Annotated in this window: 19 protein-coding genes; 11 read left to right on the plus strand and 8 right to left on the minus strand. The window is 54.4% G+C overall.

What is annotated here, in order from left to right:
• Positions 1-324: 324 nt before the first annotated feature.
• Both Pla52nx_RS18335 and Pla52nx_RS18340 read right to left on the minus strand, forming a co-directional pair.
• On the minus strand, positions 325-1248 hold the full coding sequence (locus tag Pla52nx_RS18335; protein WP_146520241.1) for a glycoside hydrolase family 18 protein: 924 nt from the start codon (positions 1246-1248) through the stop codon (positions 325-327).
• A 514-nt stretch (positions 1249-1762) separates the two neighbouring features.
• Complete coding sequence (locus Pla52nx_RS18340) at positions 1763-2644, minus strand: GIY-YIG nuclease family protein (protein WP_146520242.1); 882 nt, start codon at positions 2642-2644, stop codon at positions 1763-1765.
• 106 nt (positions 2645-2750) lie between these two features.
• Between Pla52nx_RS18340 and Pla52nx_RS18345 the strand changes: the two genes are divergently transcribed.
• Genes Pla52nx_RS18345 through Pla52nx_RS18385 form a run of 9 tightly spaced genes read left to right on the plus strand, consistent with a single transcriptional unit; the run spans position 2751 to position 11981 of the window.
• Entirely contained in the window at positions 2751-2972 is a 222-nt protein-coding gene (locus Pla52nx_RS18345; RefSeq protein ID WP_146520243.1) for a helix-turn-helix domain-containing protein, read from the plus strand.
• Between the two features lie 18 nt (positions 2973-2990).
• Positions 2991-5423, plus strand: a complete 2433-nt coding sequence (gene hsdR / locus Pla52nx_RS18350; RefSeq protein ID WP_146520244.1) for an EcoAI/FtnUII family type I restriction enzme subunit R — start codon at positions 2991-2993, stop codon at positions 5421-5423.
• A gap of 3 nt (positions 5424-5426) precedes the next feature.
• On the plus strand, positions 5427-6902 hold the full coding sequence (locus tag Pla52nx_RS18355) for a type I restriction-modification system subunit M (protein WP_146520245.1): 1476 nt from the start codon (positions 5427-5429) through the stop codon (positions 6900-6902).
• Between the two features lie 3 nt (positions 6903-6905).
• Positions 6906-8153 (plus strand): PDDEXK nuclease domain-containing protein, encoded by a 1248-nt coding sequence (locus Pla52nx_RS18360; RefSeq protein ID WP_146520246.1) that lies wholly within the window; start codon positions 6906-6908, stop codon positions 8151-8153.
• The gene (locus tag Pla52nx_RS18365) at positions 8150-8569 is read left to right on the plus strand and encodes an endonuclease domain-containing protein (protein ID WP_146520247.1); all 420 of its coding nucleotides are present in this window, start codon (positions 8150-8152) and stop codon (positions 8567-8569) included. The genes Pla52nx_RS18360 and Pla52nx_RS18365 overlap by 4 nt, the downstream gene beginning before the upstream one ends.
• A 3-nt stretch (positions 8570-8572) precedes the next feature.
• Complete coding sequence (locus Pla52nx_RS18370) at positions 8573-10159, plus strand: restriction endonuclease subunit S (RefSeq protein ID WP_146520248.1); 1587 nt, start codon at positions 8573-8575, stop codon at positions 10157-10159.
• Positions 10160-10184: 25 nt separating this feature from the next.
• Entirely contained in the window at positions 10185-10784 is a 600-nt protein-coding gene (locus tag Pla52nx_RS18375; RefSeq protein ID WP_146520249.1) for a GNAT family N-acetyltransferase, read from the plus strand.
• On the plus strand, positions 10771-11037 hold the full coding sequence (locus Pla52nx_RS18380) for a hypothetical protein (protein ID WP_146520250.1): 267 nt from the start codon (positions 10771-10773) through the stop codon (positions 11035-11037). The genes Pla52nx_RS18375 and Pla52nx_RS18380 overlap by 14 nt, the downstream gene beginning before the upstream one ends.
• Entirely contained in the window at positions 11034-11981 is a 948-nt protein-coding gene (locus Pla52nx_RS18385) for an ImmA/IrrE family metallo-endopeptidase (RefSeq protein WP_146520251.1), read from the plus strand. Before Pla52nx_RS18380 ends, Pla52nx_RS18385 begins: the two co-directional genes overlap by 4 nt.
• A 224-nt stretch (positions 11982-12205) precedes the next feature.
• Here the strand turns inward: Pla52nx_RS18385 and Pla52nx_RS18390 are convergent, their stop codons facing one another.
• The 4 genes from Pla52nx_RS18390 to Pla52nx_RS18405 are packed head-to-tail and all read right to left on the minus strand — an operon-like array spanning position 12206 to position 13690.
• Positions 12206-12772, minus strand: coding sequence for a hypothetical protein (locus Pla52nx_RS18390; protein WP_146520252.1), 567 nt, complete (start codon positions 12770-12772; stop codon positions 12206-12208).
• Positions 12762-12989: a hypothetical protein gene (locus tag Pla52nx_RS18395; protein ID WP_146520253.1), complete on the minus strand. Its 228-nt coding sequence runs from the start codon at positions 12987-12989 to the stop codon at positions 12762-12764. The genes Pla52nx_RS18390 and Pla52nx_RS18395 overlap by 11 nt, the downstream gene beginning before the upstream one ends.
• A complete protein-coding gene (locus Pla52nx_RS18400) occupies positions 12982-13488 on the minus strand; it encodes an AAA family ATPase (protein WP_146520254.1) in 507 nt (168 codons plus the stop codon). The genes Pla52nx_RS18395 and Pla52nx_RS18400 overlap by 8 nt, the downstream gene beginning before the upstream one ends.
• A complete protein-coding gene (locus Pla52nx_RS18405; RefSeq protein WP_146520255.1) occupies positions 13475-13690 on the minus strand; it encodes a hypothetical protein in 216 nt (71 codons plus the stop codon). The genes Pla52nx_RS18400 and Pla52nx_RS18405 overlap by 14 nt, the downstream gene beginning before the upstream one ends.
• Before the next feature lie 434 nt (positions 13691-14124).
• Between Pla52nx_RS18405 and Pla52nx_RS18410 the strand changes: the two genes are divergently transcribed.
• The gene (locus Pla52nx_RS18410) at positions 14125-15210 is read left to right on the plus strand and encodes a YaaC family protein (RefSeq protein ID WP_197454613.1); all 1086 of its coding nucleotides are present in this window, start codon (positions 14125-14127) and stop codon (positions 15208-15210) included.
• A 67-nt stretch (positions 15211-15277) separates the two neighbouring features.
• On the opposite strand, the gene Pla52nx_RS18415 is transcribed toward Pla52nx_RS18410, so the two are convergent.
• Both Pla52nx_RS18415 and Pla52nx_RS18420 read right to left on the minus strand, forming a co-directional pair.
• The gene (locus Pla52nx_RS18415; protein ID WP_146520257.1) at positions 15278-15508 is read right to left on the minus strand and encodes a hypothetical protein; all 231 of its coding nucleotides are present in this window, start codon (positions 15506-15508) and stop codon (positions 15278-15280) included.
• Complete coding sequence (locus tag Pla52nx_RS18420; RefSeq protein ID WP_146520258.1) at positions 15492-15896, minus strand: arabinan endo-1,5-alpha-L-arabinosidase; 405 nt, start codon at positions 15894-15896, stop codon at positions 15492-15494. Before Pla52nx_RS18420 ends, Pla52nx_RS18415 begins: the two co-directional genes overlap by 17 nt.
• Positions 15897-16070: 174 nt before the next feature.
• On the opposite strand from Pla52nx_RS18420, the gene Pla52nx_RS18425 reads away from it, so the two are divergent.
• Complete coding sequence (locus Pla52nx_RS18425; protein WP_146520259.1) at positions 16071-16298, plus strand: hypothetical protein; 228 nt, start codon at positions 16071-16073, stop codon at positions 16296-16298.
• Position 16299 lies beyond the last annotated feature (1 nt).

Raw genomic sequence — 16299 nt, forward strand, 5'->3', positions numbered from 1 at the left:
AAGAGAAATCTTTTCACCTGATGCGGGGACGCTGTGAAGCGTTTCGACAGTCGAAATTACCAGCACGAAGCGCAAGCGAGTGAATTTGGCGACTCACTCCTAGCCCGGATTATTCATTAGCCGGCACGCGATAGCGTCCGGTTCCCGATTACAGGCGTGAGAACCGGACGCTATCGCGTGGCGGCTGATATGCGCAGCCTGTTTCCGTGCCAATCCGCGTAAACCGTTTCTTGCAAATGTATTGCGAAGACTGTAGTGAGTCGCATGAATAGTCCGGGCTAGCGATTCGTACTGGTATGCCTCGCTTTCAGCAAACAAAATGCTTCACAGCGACAACGCGGTTCGGCTGATCGCCTGGAGCAGCGAACGTCGAGGATCGCTGGCATCCTGGCCAACCTCCCAGATCATCACACCGGCAAGCTGTTTGTCCGCGGCCCATTTGACCTTGTTTGTCACGGTCGATTCGCTATTGAAAGCGAATCCGTTCACGGTGTCCGAACCACTCTTCGCCGATGGGAGAATGACGAGTTCCTGGTATGTTTTTGCAGCGCCCTCTCGGTTGCGTCCATAGAATGGCAAACCCATTGCAATCTTTTCTGCCGGACAGCCCCACTGGATCAAGCGTTCGACATCCTCTGTTGCTTTCGCGAGGGTCGCTTGCGGAAAATCGTGGTCGTACGACATCAAGTGAACACGATCGAGCGCTGCATAGGTCGCTTTGCCGAGGTCTTGCCACCCGGCTTGAGCGACAGTGACCGAGTATCCTGGCTGACGAAAGGCCTCCTTCGTATCGGCGATCAATTGTGAGTAGGCGGCACGCTCCCCATCGTCGCGCGGATGCTCCCAGTCATAGTCCACGCCATCGAAATCATTCCGCTGGCAAAACAGACGTAGCTCTGCCACAAATCGTCTGCGTGCCTCATCTGATTTCGCCATCTCCGCAAACCCATCGCTGCGTTCCCAGCCACCGACGCAAATCAAGAGTCTGCACTTGGCAATCCGTTTGATTTCATGAAGTGTCTTGAGCGTAGCGGGTGGTATGTTTTGACCATCAAGTCCACCGTCCGCTGTCGGCCGGAGGCTGAAATACACCAAATCGGTCAACGGTTTGAGACGCTCGGGATCAATGCTCGCTACCCGATAATCCGGCAGATAGCCGACAATGACAAAGTCAGTGTCGTCGCCGCGTGCTGCTGACGACAAGAACCATCCCACGGCCAGCGAAAGGAAAGTGAGAAGAGGACGCATTTTGCTACCCGAGTATCCAGTGAATCTTTCCAAGCGAACTGAGTGTAACGTGCAGTGTACTTACGTTGTGGTGAGAATCCTCGTGAGCTGTTCGGTGCAATCTTATTGCAAAGTTTCTTCTCGTAGAACTAGCCAGTAGGCGCAAACTGCTACCGAGGCGGATTGTGCCGCGTTGGAAACGCCATTTGCGTGGGCCACCGTCGGTCCAATAGAGCGTGATCTGGTAGATCATCCGGTCTTCTTGGTAGCCATGTTTGTGTTCCCGTTGTTGGGCGTTTCGTTGTTCCGCGTTGGCTACCGTGGCCAACGGGACCGCACAGTTACCTAAGGTTCGGAAACACATCCAGCGCTGTCTCGCCACAATTCCAGAAACTTTTTCACGCGCGAAAACGCCGCAAAAAACGCTGGCCAACCGTCGATAGAGATTGCCGCGAAACGCCCGTACTTCGGCGACGTCGCGGGCACATTGGCTGGTTGGATAGATGGCTCGTTTCTTTAAACGACTCCAGCGTCGCTACGCCTCGTCGGCCAGTTCTTCGCCGTCGTCCGTATCGCGATGAACCTCGCTTAGCGTCGCGCCCGCCTTGTCTTTCCATTCAACCCAGCCATTCGCGGTTCGGCCGAGAACAACGGCCGCAGCGGTGCTAGGCGAAGTGAAGAGGTAGTCTTGCGTGAAAACGAATTCGCCATTTCGTTCTTCGATCACGCCAGCAGCAAGCAACTTCTCGCGTTGGGGTGTCACGGAATTTATGGCTGACGTCACGACCTCCATGCGTGCTTTGCTTCCTTCGTGAACAACGAAACCATCTTCGACGAGCTCGCCTTTGCCTTCGCTACCTCCACCACGGCAGTAGAAGCTGATCGTACTCGCGCTCGATTTCGCTAACGGTTCAAACACCGGATACCCAAGCGTTGAAACCAACGTGCTCACGGTTTCAAAGACATCCAGTAACTCGGCTTCCATTGGCTCGGGAACGTAGGTCGAATTCTCAGGCACTTGACCGTTGTCGAGCGTATAGCGGGCCACCTCCTTCGCTCGCTGCATGCAGTACCACTCCAAGTATCGAATGTGGGCCTGCGTGAAGTTCTGCGTCTTCGAAACACAGAAGATGGCGGTCTTCCAAAACGTCTTCGTCTTGTTGTGGCTATCGAGTCGCTTGCGAGCATCTTCGGTCTGGCCGATGTAAACGATCGGCTTCGCACCGTCCTCATCTTCGCCGAACAGAAAATAGATGCCTGGCAGGTCGAGTTCTTTGCGAAGCTTGCCTTGGGGTAAATCGCTCCGAGGAATCAGAACTGCTTTGACGATCCGCGTCGTGATCTCGGCGATACGAATGCCGCGTGGTTCGCCGTTCGGCAGGAAGATCTGAATCGTCTTGGCTGTTGGTGCAGTCACTGCGTACCCTCTGGCTTGTTGCGAACCACGGGAGCATATCGCAGGCGTGCAGAGTTTGATAGGATAGAGAGGGTACTATCGAACACGGGGCGGAGGCATTCGACCGATGACCAAACTTACCGATTACGTGAAAACAGCAGAGGCTGCAGAAATCCTTGGCGTGGCTCAGAACACGCTCCGCAAATGGGCAGCGAGAGGCGAGATCCGAATGCATCGCAATCCAGCCAACGGCTATCGTTTGTTTCGGCGATGTGATCTGGAAGCGTTCTTGAATCAAACAGCCAAGCCAGTGAACGACAAGACGACGACCCGCAGGAAAGCAAAGTGACATCCTAAGACGCAGCGCGTGGACAAAAAGAAGCTTACCGAAACGGACATACGGACCAAATTCATCACGCCCGCGATCGTCGGAGCGAACGGTGAAAAATGGGACGTGATGACTCAGATTCGCGAAGAATACCACTTCACTCGCGGTCGGGTCATCGTGCGCGGAAAGACCGTCCAGCGCGGAGAGTCCAAAAAAGCGGATTACCTACTTTTCTACAAACCCAACATACCGATCGCGGTTGTCGAAGCCAAAGACAACAATCACGGCGTCGGCGATGGGATGCAGCAAGCGTTGGAATACGCCGAGATGCTGGACGTTCCATTCGCTTACAGTTCAAACGGCGATGCGTTCTTGGAGCACGACCGAACGGCGACCAGCGGAGTGGTAACTCGTGAGATCCCGCTCGATCAGTTTCCATCTCCGGAGGAGTTATGGCAGCGTTATTGCGCTGCAAAGGGCTATTCCTCTGAACAGGAATCGATTGCCACTGAACCGTACTACGATGACGGCAGCGACAAGGCACCGCGTTATTACCAACTCAACGCAATCAACCGAACCGTCGAAGCGATCGCGCGTGGCGACGATCGCATCCTGCTCGTCATGGCCACGGGTACTGGAAAGACCTACACGGCGTTTCAAATCATCTGGCGACTCTGGAAGTCCGGAACCAAGAAACGGATTCTCTTCCTCGTCGATCGCAATATCCTGGCTAACCAGACAATGATCGGCGACTTCAAGCCGTTTAAGTCTGCAATGTGCAAATTAAGTGCTCGAAATAACACGATCGAAGCCAACGATGGCAAGAAGATCATCTTGCCCAGCGGCGTGTCACATGACCGCAAAATCGACAAGTCTTACGAGATTTACCTTTCGTTATATCAAGCAGTGACAGGTGTTGAAGAAGAATCTCATTTATACAAGCAGTTCTCTCCCGACTTTTTCGATCTGGTCATCATCGACGAATGCCACCGAGGAAGTGCGGCAGACGATTCGGCGTGGCGACAAATTCTGGAATACTTTTCAGCGGCGACGCAAATCGGCCTCACCGCGACGCCCAAGGAAACGAAAGACGTTTCCAACATCGAATACTTCGGTGACCCGATTTACACCTACTCGCTGCGTCAAGGCATCTCGGACGGTTTCCTCGCGCCGTACAAAGTCGTGCGAATCGGGCTCGATAAGGATCTTGATGGCTGGCGTCCAACAGTGGGCCAAGCAGACAAGTACGGGAACCTCATCGAGGACCGCGAATACAACGAACGTGACTACGACCGCAACCTGATTCTGGAAAAGCGAACGGAGCAGGTCGCAGCAAAAATTACCGAGTTTCTGCAAGCCAACGATCGCTACGCAAAGACCATCGTATTCTGCGAAAACATCGATCACGCAGAACGCATGCGGCAAGCCCTCGTCAACGCAAATCCGGATCTGGCCGCGGCGAACAATAAGTACGTGATGCGGATCACTGGAGACAACGACGAGGGTAAAGCTCAACTCGACAATTTTATCGATCCCGAATCGACCTATCCGGTGATTGCGACCACTTCTCGACTGATGACAACGGGTGTCGACGCACAGACCTGCCAGCTGATCGTCCTCGATCGTCGCATCAATTCGATGACGGAATTCAAACAGATCATCGGACGCGGAACGCGTATCAACGAGGACTTTGGAAAACTGTATTTCACGATCATGGATTTCAAGCGGGCCACGGCCCTGTTCGCAGACCCCGACTTCGATGGCGATCCCGTTCAGATCTACGAACCCGATGAGGGCGACAGCGTCGTGCCACCTGACGATGCAGACGATAGCGACGAAGTCAATGAAGACGGCGGCGACTACATCATCGACGGTGATGGCAACGGAAGCGGCAGTAGCCAGCCTGCGGTCAAGTACTACGTCGACAACGTGGAGGTTCTGGTCGCCACCGAGCGAGTTCAATACCTCGATTCCAGCGGTCGCTTGATCACCGAGTCCCTCAAAGACTACTCACGAAAGACGGTTCTATCCGAGTACCAGTCTCTCGATGGATTCCTTTCTGCATGGACCACTGCCGACCGTAAACAAGTCGTTCTCGAAGAACTCGCATCCAAAGGTGTTTTCCTCGATGAGCTGGCCGATCAGGTGGGTCGCGACTATGACGCATTCGATCTGATCTGCCATATCGCCTTCGACAAGCCGCCGCTTACCAGAAAAGAGCGGGCGGACAACGTCAAGAAACGCGACGTGTTCACCAAGTACGGAGACAAGGCCAAGTCGGTCCTGGAAGCGCTGCTTGAAAAGTATTCCGACGGCGGACTTCGAAGCGTTGAATCGATGGACATCCTCAAGGTCGAACCGATCAGCGGGCTCGGAACGCCGGTCGAGATCATCAAACTATTCGGTGGCAAAGATGCCTACCTCGCGGCAATCCGCGAATTGGAAAACGCGTTGTATTCGGAAGCTGCATAACCCATGTCAAACATCTCAGGAATCGTCAAATCCATCCAAGACATCATGCGCAAGGACGCGGGCACCTACGGTGACGCGCAGCGACTGGAGCAACTCGGCTGGATGTTCTTTCTGAAAATCTTCGATGACCGCGAGCAGGAAATGGAACTCCTGCAAGACAATTACCGCTCGCCGCTCGCCAAACATCTTCGCTGGTCCAACTGGGCCAAAGACGACGAAGGCATCACCGGCGACGCGTTGCTTGACTTCATCAACAACACCCTGCTCTCCAAACTTAAATCGCTATCGGGCAGCGCCGACAAGATCTCCGGTCTGATCCGCATGGTCTTCGAGGACGCCAACAACTACATGAAGAACGGCACGTTGATGCGGCAAGTCATCAACAAAATCAACACCATCGACTTCAATGCCTCCGACGATCGCCACATGTTCGGCGACATCTACGAACAACTGCTCCGCGATCTGCAATCAGCCGGCAACGCAGGCGAGTTCTACACGCCCCGAGCCGTCACGCAGTTCATCGTCGATCAAGTCAATCCGCAACTCGGCGAAACCGTCATGGACCCCGCCTGCGGCACTGGCGGCTTTCTCACTTGTGCCATCGAACACCTTCGCAAGCAAGCCAAGAATGAACAGGACGAAAAAACCATCCAGGAATGCTTTTCGGGCATCGAGAAGAAACACCTGCCGCACATCCTGTGCATGACCAACCTGCTGCTGCACGGCATCGACGTTCCCAGCAACGTTCGTCACGACAACACGCTCGCCCGCCCCTTGCGAGACTGGGGACCCAAGGAACGCGTCGATTGCATCGTGACCAACCCGCCATTCGGTGGCATGGAAGAGGACGGCATCGAAGCCAACTTTCCCGCCGAGTTCCGGACGCGGGAAACGGCCGATCTCTTTCTGGTCCTGCTGATGAAAGTGCTCAAGCCCGGTGGTCGAGCCGGTTTGGTTCTCCCCGATGGCACGTTGTTCGGCGAAGGCGTGAAGACGCGGATCAAAGAGTCACTGCTGGCCGACTGCAATCTGCACACGATTCTTCGTCTGCCCAATGGCGTGTTCGCTCCCTACACCAGCATTCGGACCAATCTGCTGTTCTTCACCAAGGGCCAACTGACGACCGAAGTTTGGTATTACGAGCATCCGTATCCCGAGGGCGCCAAGAGCTACAACAAGACCAAGCCGATTCGCATCGAAGAGTTTGCACCCGAAAAGAAATGGTGGGGCAAGCCCGACAAGAAGGGCCGCTACAGCAAGCGAAAGGAAAACGAGTTCGCGTGGCGAGTCTCAATCGACGACATCAAGGCGGGCAACTTCAATCTCGACTTGAAAAACCCGCACAACAGCGACGAAGGCCCCGGCGACGTCGACACGTTGTTGCCCGAGTACGAAAGCCTGCTCCAGCAGATCGCCGACACTCGCGGCCAGCTGAAAGCACAACTTGAAGCTGCGCTATTGGGAAAGGATGAAGGTTGAATGATGAATGATAAAACGAAGAAAAGAGCGGTGGTGAAGAAAGACACCAACTCCAAGTCTTCACCATTCAACATTCATCATTCAACTTTCTCCTACCCCGAGCTGCTCGGTGAGATCAAAGCCAGAGTCCGGTCGGGCCAGCAGCGAGCCGCGATGGCGGCTCACGCGGAAATGCTCACTACCTATTGGGACATCGGTCGGATGATCGCTGCCCGACAGGAGGCTGCGGGGTGGGGAGCGGGCGTGTTGCAAAAACTCGCTACGGACCTAAAAAACGAATTGCCCGAGGAAAAGGGGTTTTCCGCCCGAAATCTCAAACTGATGGTTCAGTTCTTCCATACGTATCCCCTTCTGGTCCTATTTGGGCAACGGTCCGTTGCCCCAGCGCAGAGCATGCCGGAGCAGACTTCAATTGGGCAACGGGCCGTTGCCCAATTGACCAACGAGCCGAAAACGCCCTCTGTCGCACTATCCCAGGCCGACGTGGTCGTGTTGAGTGCCGTGACGAAACTAAGTTGGGCGCACAACGTCATCTTGATGCAAAAAATCAAGCATCTTCCCACGCGGGTCTGGTACGCACGTCAAACGCTGCAGCAGGGCTGGAGCCGCGACACGCTGATACAGCAGATCAGGCAGGAAGCTCACCTGCGGCAGGGGACCGCGATCACGAATTTCGCCAATACTTTACCGGAAGCCCACGCGAGTCTGGCGCAGGGACTGCTAAAGGATCCGTATCTGTTCGATTTCCTGACGATCGAAGAGCCGTTCCACGAGCGAGAGTTGGAAACCGGACTACTGGATCACGTCCAAAAGTTTCTGCTGGAACTCGGCCGAGGCTTTGCGTTTGTCGGTCGTCAATACGAACTGACGCTCAGCGATCAGGACTACTACTTGGATCTGCTGTTTTATCATCTGCACCTACGATGCTTTGTGGTGGTCGATTTGAAGGTCGGCAACTTCAAGCCGGAGTACGCGGGCAAGATGAATTTCTATTGTTCTGTCGTCGACGACGTACTGCGTCACCCGCACGACGCACCCACCATCGGTTTGATTCTGTGCCAGACCAAGAATGAAGTGATCGCCGAGTATTCGTTGCGAGACATCCAAAAGCCGATCGGCGTCGCCGATTACGAGCTCACCCGCGCGCTCCCACAAAATCTCGCATCAAGTCTCCCCAGCATCGACGAGATCGAAACCGAGATGAATCAACTGTTGAAGGATGAAGAAGGAGTAGGGGGAATTGAGCCATGAATAAAAAACTCAACCCAATCGATTTCGCTCGCGAGCAACGCAAATCGGGCAACACGTACGAGCACGATCTCTGGCAACTCCTCCGCAACCGCCAGCGTCTTGGATTCAAATTTCGACGCCAGCAACCGCTCGGAATCTATACAGCAGATTTCTTTTGCCCCGACGCGCGACTGGTGATCGAGATTGATGGTAAGGACCATTTCACGAACGAAGGCAAACTATACGATGCGGCCCGGGATCGTTGGATGCAATCGCAAGGCATTCACGTATTGCGATTCACGGGCAAACAAGTTGACTTGGACATGCGTGGGGTGCTTGATGCGATCGACGCGTATTTGCGAGCGCTCACCCCCTCACCCCCAGCCCCTCTCCCGCAAGGGGAGAGGGGAGCCAGAAACGATGGAGGCGAGAGCTAGTCGATGAGCACTCCATCCGTGAAGGAATCACGCCGCGGTAAACGCGCGGACGCTGCCGAAGAACTTGTTGCCTCTGAGTCGGAATCGTCGTTTGATGCAGCGACGTTCTTTGAGAAGTTTGAGGTTCTGGCTGATACGCCGAATTCAATCGAATCTCTCCGAGGGGTAATTCGCAATCTTGCTGTTGACGGGCGGCTTGAGCCATCATCGTCGGATGCCAAAGCAATCAAGCTCGAACAATTGGCCATCAAGATCAACAGTGGTGCAACACCCAAAGGCGGACGCAACGCATACGTTGAATCAGGGATACCTCTAATTCGCTCGATGAACGTGCATTTCCACGGGTTCGTTAAGGATGGCCTGGTTTTTCTGACCGACCAGCAAGCCGATTCGTTGTCCAACGCAGTAGTTGAAACGGATGACGTGCTGCTAAATATCACTGGGGCGTCAATCGGACGGGTATCAGTTGCGCCCACTGAGATGAACGGCGCTCGCGTAAATCAACACGTAACAATCATTCGCCCGAAGAAGGTTCTTTTCCCGGCATACCTAGCGTTATTCCTTGCTTCACCGAAGACACAGCAGTTCATCGACAGCATCCAAGTCGGCGCGACTCGACAGGCATTGACGAAAGGAATGATTCAAAACTTCAAGATTCCTGTTCCCCCCTTAGCCGAGCAGAAGCGGATTGTGGGGAAGGTGGATGAGTTGATGGGGTTGTGTGATCGGCTGGAGGCGTTGGAAGCGGAGCGGAAGGAGCGTCACGCGTCCCTCTCCCGCGCCGCCCTCGCCCGCTTCGCCGACTCCCCCACACCCACCAACCTCCAACTCCTCTTCCACAACTCGTTCGATGTCGAACCAAGCGAGTTGCGACAAACAATTCTCTCGGCAGCAGTTCGTGGAATGGTTGTCTCACAGACTGGCATAGACGATCCACTATACGCCACGTCGGATGAGGGGACTTTAGGCTTTTCAATTCCTCAAAATTGGCGATGGAAGACCATAAGTTCAATTGTTGTAGATGGACCAACAAACGGTTTTTCTCCCAAGGCCGTTGATTACGAGACACCGTTCAAGACACTGACCCTCGCGGCTACGACTTCAGGGCAATTTCGCGGCGAACATTTCAAATATATATCAAACGAGATTGATCACGAGTCGAATCTCTGGTTGCGTGATGGTGACATGCTTGTGCAGCGTGGTAATTCTATCGAGTATGTTGGCGTTCCCGCCGTCTACCGCGGTGGCTCTCATGTATTCATTTATCCAGACTTGATGATGCGGATGCGATTCGGACCGGAACTAGATGTTGACTTTCTACACATCGCAATGAGTGAACGAACTGCAAGAGATTACTTGCGAAATCGGGCATCCGGAACTTCTGGAAGCATGCCCAAAATCAATCAAACCAGTCTCAAGAGTTTGCCGCTACCGATTCCACCCCTTGTCGAACAAAAACGGATTGTGGCGAAAGTGGACGAACTGATGGCGTTGGTGGACCAGCTCGAACAGCAACTCGCCAACTCCCGCACGCTCGGCCAGCAACTCCTCGAAGCCGTCGTCGCCAACCTCACGGCTAATCACGGATGAAACAGGACGAGGCAAACAGAACGCAATGCTAGTGCTACCGGAAGCCGTCTCGATTTTGAACGTGGAGCGAGACAGTCGCGTTCGCGCGCAGTTGGTGCGACTTGATCGGAAATTGGCCGCTCAACAAATCGATGGAACCTGGTGGGAGATCGCCGTGTCAAAGCGCCAACGAAGCGAGGAGGGCGACCACCATTGGACTTGGCGAAAGCTGGTCGGCGAACTTCGGCTCGATCTCGCTTGGGATGCCCTCGCCATCAAGTCGGCTAGCGGAAATGTCGAGGGAGCCATGACCTACCGAATCGACGCGAAAAGTCAGCTAGAAACGGGCGAGGGCGTCGTCTACGTCGACCGACTGGCCACTGCTCCTCGAAACCGTCCGTGGCTTGTCCAGCCCCCAAAATACAAGGGAATTGGAACGGTTTTGCTGCTCGCCGCAGTCAGGGAAAGCTACGCATTGGGTCTGGGCGGCCGCGTCTGGCTCACTTCGTTGCCATCGGAGCGGACGCGTCAGTTCTATCGCAAGCGGGGTTTCCGGCAGATTTTCGAAGACGAAGATGGTATGAGTTGCCGACAAAGAGAGCTGAACAATGGCTCCAAGAGGCAGGATACCTATGAGCAATTTTGACGACGACGACTTCGCACCGGTGACCGGCGGAAACGATCTGCATCGCAGTTACGTTCGCGGTGACACCTGCGCGTTACAAGACCTGACAGTCAAGTCAGATGTCGACCGCCACCTCGTGCGTTTACTTACTTTGCATCCGGATGTGCAAGTTGCTTTTCGCTGCCAAGATCTTGCAACACTTGACGACAGCACGAAGCAAGATCTTTTGCAGGACATCAATCACCTATTGGGTATCAAGCCGTTTCGGAAATGATCACGCCTGAGGAAGCAAGGAATTTCGCTCTCGAACATTTTCCGAAGGCACCCGAGGATCTGATTTCAGAACTCGGCATCACGCTCCGTGAATCTGAGATGTCTGGTTGCGATGGTTGGTGCCTACGTCGTGGCGATGAAGCAATCATCCGTATCAACAGAAATCTCGGGGCTGGGCGGAAACGGTTTACGTTAGCTCACGAATTGGGACATCTAATTCTTGGGATACCCGGGATCGTTGGTGAGTCGTACGAGGAGATGTTGTCTTCCGATCTCGCCGAAGAACGGGAAGTGAACCAGCTTGCGTCGGAGTTGCTTATGCCGAAGGAAATTGTCACGCAGGTGCTTCCTGACCTGCCAGTGGTCTGTGATGGTTTAAGACGGCTTGCAAGGAAATCGAAAGTTTCCGAGTTAGCCGCAGCAATTCGCGTTTGCAATCTTGCCGAGGAAATCGGTTTGAATAACGCGCTGGTTGTTCTCTTTGACGACGATGATTCGGTCCGATGGCAATGGTCGCAAACACTGACCATGCCGGAAGATCTTGCATGCAAGTTGCTTAAGCGGGCACGAAAAGCCAGCCCAGAAGTATTTCGAGTTGAACGGGAAGACGGGGACGTAATTGTCGCGTCGATTATTGAGAACCATAGCTTTGGGTCTGCCACGATGTTCGTACAACTCTTGCCCAACGATATTGGACATAATGTCTCGCACCACGAACGCCGCAAACAACTTGAACGCGACCTCTTCGAGGGTGAAGTCAAGCTTCAGCAAAGCATGTCTGGTTACTTCGGAGCATTGAAGAGCAGAGTCAAGCAGAAGGGATGGTCGAAAGCCCAGGCCCAAGCGGACTTCTGGCGAAGATACGAGGAGACCCTGGCCGGCACCACAGTCGATTCAGACGAAGGACGTGCTTACGTCGACCTTCGAATTGATGAGTGGTTCTGAAGTTGCCTCTACGGAACCAACAACCGCGATTCAACGTCGGCCAGAGTAGCGTGAAGTTCGGCAGCGCGCTCGGAGAGCGTTTCAAGTTGTTCTTAAAAGCAGGCGATATTGGCTGCATATTCGTCGGCGTGGTGGTCAACCAGTCTACGGTTCAAGCTAGCGTTCCTCGATTTAGGACAGTCGCTCCTGTAACGCGTTAACAGCATTTTCTGCTGGCTCAAACTTCACCTGAAGGTCAGCCAGGATGCGTTCGTGTTCCTCGACTTGAGACGTGTAGCGGCTCGCTTCCTGGCGGAACGGTGTCGCTTTGGCTTTCTCTCGGTCCTGGCTTGCCCAGCTTTTGCGTTTGGTGATCTCCTCGTCCACGGTGGCGTCGTCCCGTCGCCCTCCTCGTCGCGAGAAACGGCCTCGGCAATTCGGATCGCTTCGACGCGGATCAGATGGTGGTGGTACGGGCGCGGTTGAAACAGCGAGGGGCGTTCAAGGATGTGGGCCAGTTCATGCAGTGTGGTCCCGAGCATCTTGTTGTACGTTCGCACGGGGAAGTCCCGCTCGATGTTCAAATTGCCCAGCACGATCACTGGCCCACGGATACCCTGCCAATCGGCGAAGGTGTGATGCAAATGCATGTCGAGGCTGGGCGACGTGTAGCCGTAGCAAACCGTGTTGCCTCCAAGCATCGGTGGCAGATTGGATTGCGGCACGACCCAAAGCGGCGAACCGGATAGTTCTGCAGGCGCGACGGCGTAGCACAGGTCTTTGGCGTCGGCGATCAGGTTTTCAATGTCCATGGGGTTCTTCCTTGGGGATGACGGGTTCGCCGGCGCGAACTTTGGCTTCAACTTGTTTGAGCCATTGCCATTCCCAAAGCGGGACCATGACGACGGATTGGTCGCGATATCGCTGAATCACGAGCGGCCGGTCGGTTTCGGCGACGTGCTGGTAAAAGAATCCCAGCGAATCGCGAAGATGCGTGATCGGGATCGGCGGGCTCTCGCCTTCATCCATGAGTTGCCCCAGAATTCGGACTTGTACAACTGAGCAACTGTGCTGATATCCCCCGCTGTTCCCCCTTGAGATCGGTCACCAACCAGCTTTTGCCGACCTCCGGGCTAGCGATAACGTTCATCGTTTCGCCCGCCCTCAATAGCCCATGAATCACTGGCCGACGAAGTTCGGGATGATTGGCCACTAAATCCGCGATCGGTAACAACGCCAGCGGTTGGGCTGGCAACCGGCCGCCGCGCTGGACCTTCGCCTCAGCGTCTCGCAATCGCCGACGCACGGAATCGTCGTCGAGCATCAAACCGAACGAACGGCGATGGTTGTACTTGCCCAGGCACCGCAGAGATTTGGTTTCGTCCAGGTCCCATTCGACGCAACGACAACACGCCGCAAACAATCGTTGAGATTTGCTCTGGTGGCCTTCCAAGTCGAGTGCCATCAGATCCGCGAAGCAGTCTTCAAAGGCTGGCGATTCGCTGTCTGCGTCTTTATTGTTGGTCACTCAATCCCTCCTTGATGGCTTCTTGGGCTTCGGACAATTGTGCTTGCTTGTGTTTTTCGTAAATGTCAATCAGCACGCCCGCCCAAGCTTCGGCAGCCTGATCAGCTAATTCCACCGGCCCACCATCGGCAGCTCTCACCTCAGCATCGCCCGCCGGCTCGATATCGATGTTGTCCGTCAACGCATCCGTCGCGTTCGTCATGTCGTTTGATTCCATTCGCGAAAAACGATCGCCCTCCCTTAATTACCTATGCCGTTTGGAGAGCCGACGGCGCGCACAAATAGCAGTTCTGGAGAACTTTTCTCGAGACACGTCGATGAAACGAATGTCCCTCCCCGGTTACCTATGCCGCGTTTCGAGAACTGTGCCCAAAAACTTTGGCGACGGAAGTCAGCTCCCTGCCTGTAGACCTACCGGAAAAAGAGGTCGGATCACGAAAGCCGCGACGAAATTCTTGAAAAAAACATCTCGGATCTCGTGCTTGCCACCCTCGCGCCCACGTTGATCGTTAACTTCCTAGCCAACATCAATCTGCAAAAAACGCTAAATTGGGACCCTTCTGCTCGGAGATGCCGATCCAGTCCTCAAACTTAGTCGTGACTTACCTTTCCGGCTTCAACACGAGAAACCCACTAATGAGCCGATCGCCCCAGCCTGGGAAACAAGCCACATACAACCATGCGAAAGTGGTGTATTCACCATTTGAAGCCGCTCCGGGTGCGCAATTTCTTCTTACTGCTGATCCATGGTCATTCCTCACGGCGTGGATAAATCAGAAGCTTGCTGCGGGACCAAGAGGTCCCAATCGAACCCGACTGGAACGAGCGTTATACTACGCGAACCTCGCAGAGTCTTTCTACGCCGCAAGCCGTCGCAGCTCGCTTCCTGCACAAGGTACGCTCGCGTATTACGGCATTCTGAATCTCGTGAAATGCTTTTTATCGATTCGCGGTGTCGACCTAGAAACCAAGATGGAACACCATGGGTTGTCCCTGCCATTAGGGTCGAAACAGCAGGTGCAAATCGCTGCACCAGGTGGCAACGCGTTAAATATTTTTCACGAGTTCTCGCGATTGCTCGGAAAGCCGGTGTCAGGTAGGGAAACCGTAACGATCAAAGAAATCGCAGGCCACTTGCCCGAGATACACGAAATGGCTTTTACGCTTGGGCACGTTACCGGAAACAAACGAGGTTTCCTCCCAATCGATATTCAGTTTCTGTTAACCGAATCGGACTCACACCTTTTTACGGAAGTGGTTTACGAGAAGAAGCAGATTTCTCGCGTTGACATCAACAGGTTCCACAGGGGAGAACGCAAGTCCTACTTCAGCGAAGGAGTTGATCGTGATGGATGTGTCGTGCACCGTTCGGCAAAACGAAAGAAATGCAATTGGGACAGTTTTCCTCGGATATATCGAAACGCATGTGCAGAGTATGCGAAATTTGACGTGTGTTCACTTCTCACTCCCAAAGGATACGTTTACTACTGTGACTTGCGTTCGCCGAAGCTGCATCATCTGTCGTATTCCCTTCTAATGATGTTTTATATTGGAACGGCGGCAAGATATCGTCCTTCTGAGATGCGTGAATTACTGGAAACGGATGTGCGTCCGCTAATTTCAGAAGCCCTTGCTGTGATTCCAGGGCAAATGCTTTATCACTTGGTCAGCTACTGCACATCAAGCAACTGCGTGGTTCCACATGCGACAATCGCCCGCTAAGACAACGCTGCCCAACCTCGCCATTCGCTGAAACGAAGATCCTTTGAACCTAGTCCACCGTTGAAGTTTACGGTAAGAGCCAACCTCGACGCGGCACCTGAACCAGCAGCCCAAGCTTGCCTGCTCGATGCAAGTTCGTTTTCACCGTCCCATAGTTACGCCCCAAACGCTCCGCTACATCCATCGTTCGAACCTGCTTCTTGCCGTCAAACATGGCCCGCACCGTTTCGGCCATCTTCTCCGGTTCGGTCAACGGACGGTCCAGATCCGCTTCGGTGAACTCAAGCAGATACGGCATAGTTGTGCTCGGAGTAGTAGAGCAAATAGCGATCGCCGAGTTGGATCACGTCGGGCGCCCAAAAGTGGCCGCGTTGATCTGGAACCACCTCCGTTACCCAGTCTGGAATATCCGCAAAGACGCGAGGGCCACGCTGGCTCAGTAGCTTGGGCGCCTCGGCATCGGAGAGTCGTGGTTCTGGTTTCGCGATCGGACGGTCGAGCACTTCGGATGCCCCATTTGGCAAGTCAAGTTTTGCTGAGCCGATGTCGGTCAGGTCAACCGTGGTCTGCCGCCAAACGTCTCGGATTTGAGCGTCATCGAGGAGCTTACCCTCGACCCGCACCACATACCTGGTCAGCGAGCCATCCTCCATTGAGAAGCGAACAGTACCCTTTGCATCACGCACGGCGCCGGTCGCTTCTTTCTCATCCCAGGACTCTCTTGTGAAGTGCGGTTGGACCTCAAGCCGCCCTTAGCTTACCATAATGCGTATACGCACTACTTTGTCCAGGAGACATGTTTTGGGTTCGCAGGAAGAAATCCCCATGGCGCTCCGCGCCGCCTGGAAGAGCGTGGTTTGGTGCGTCGCGATCCCCATCCGACCGACGGCAGAGCTCGGTCGGCGGCGTTGACTGCGGCTGGGCGACGAAAGTTTCGCCAGCTCTGGGAGGCCGGCGAATCGATCCGAACTCAGGCGGTCAGTGAAATGAGTTCTGATGACGCCCGTACCCTGGTCAGACTGTTGAACCAATTTGCAGAATCACTTGATCCGAACGCGATTGTCGTTAAGTCCGTCACCGAAGGCTAAG

The sequence above is a fragment of the Stieleria varia genome (genome assembly GCF_038443385.1).
In the GTDB taxonomy this organism is placed as follows: Bacteria; Planctomycetota; Planctomycetia; order Pirellulales; family Pirellulaceae; genus Stieleria; species Stieleria varia.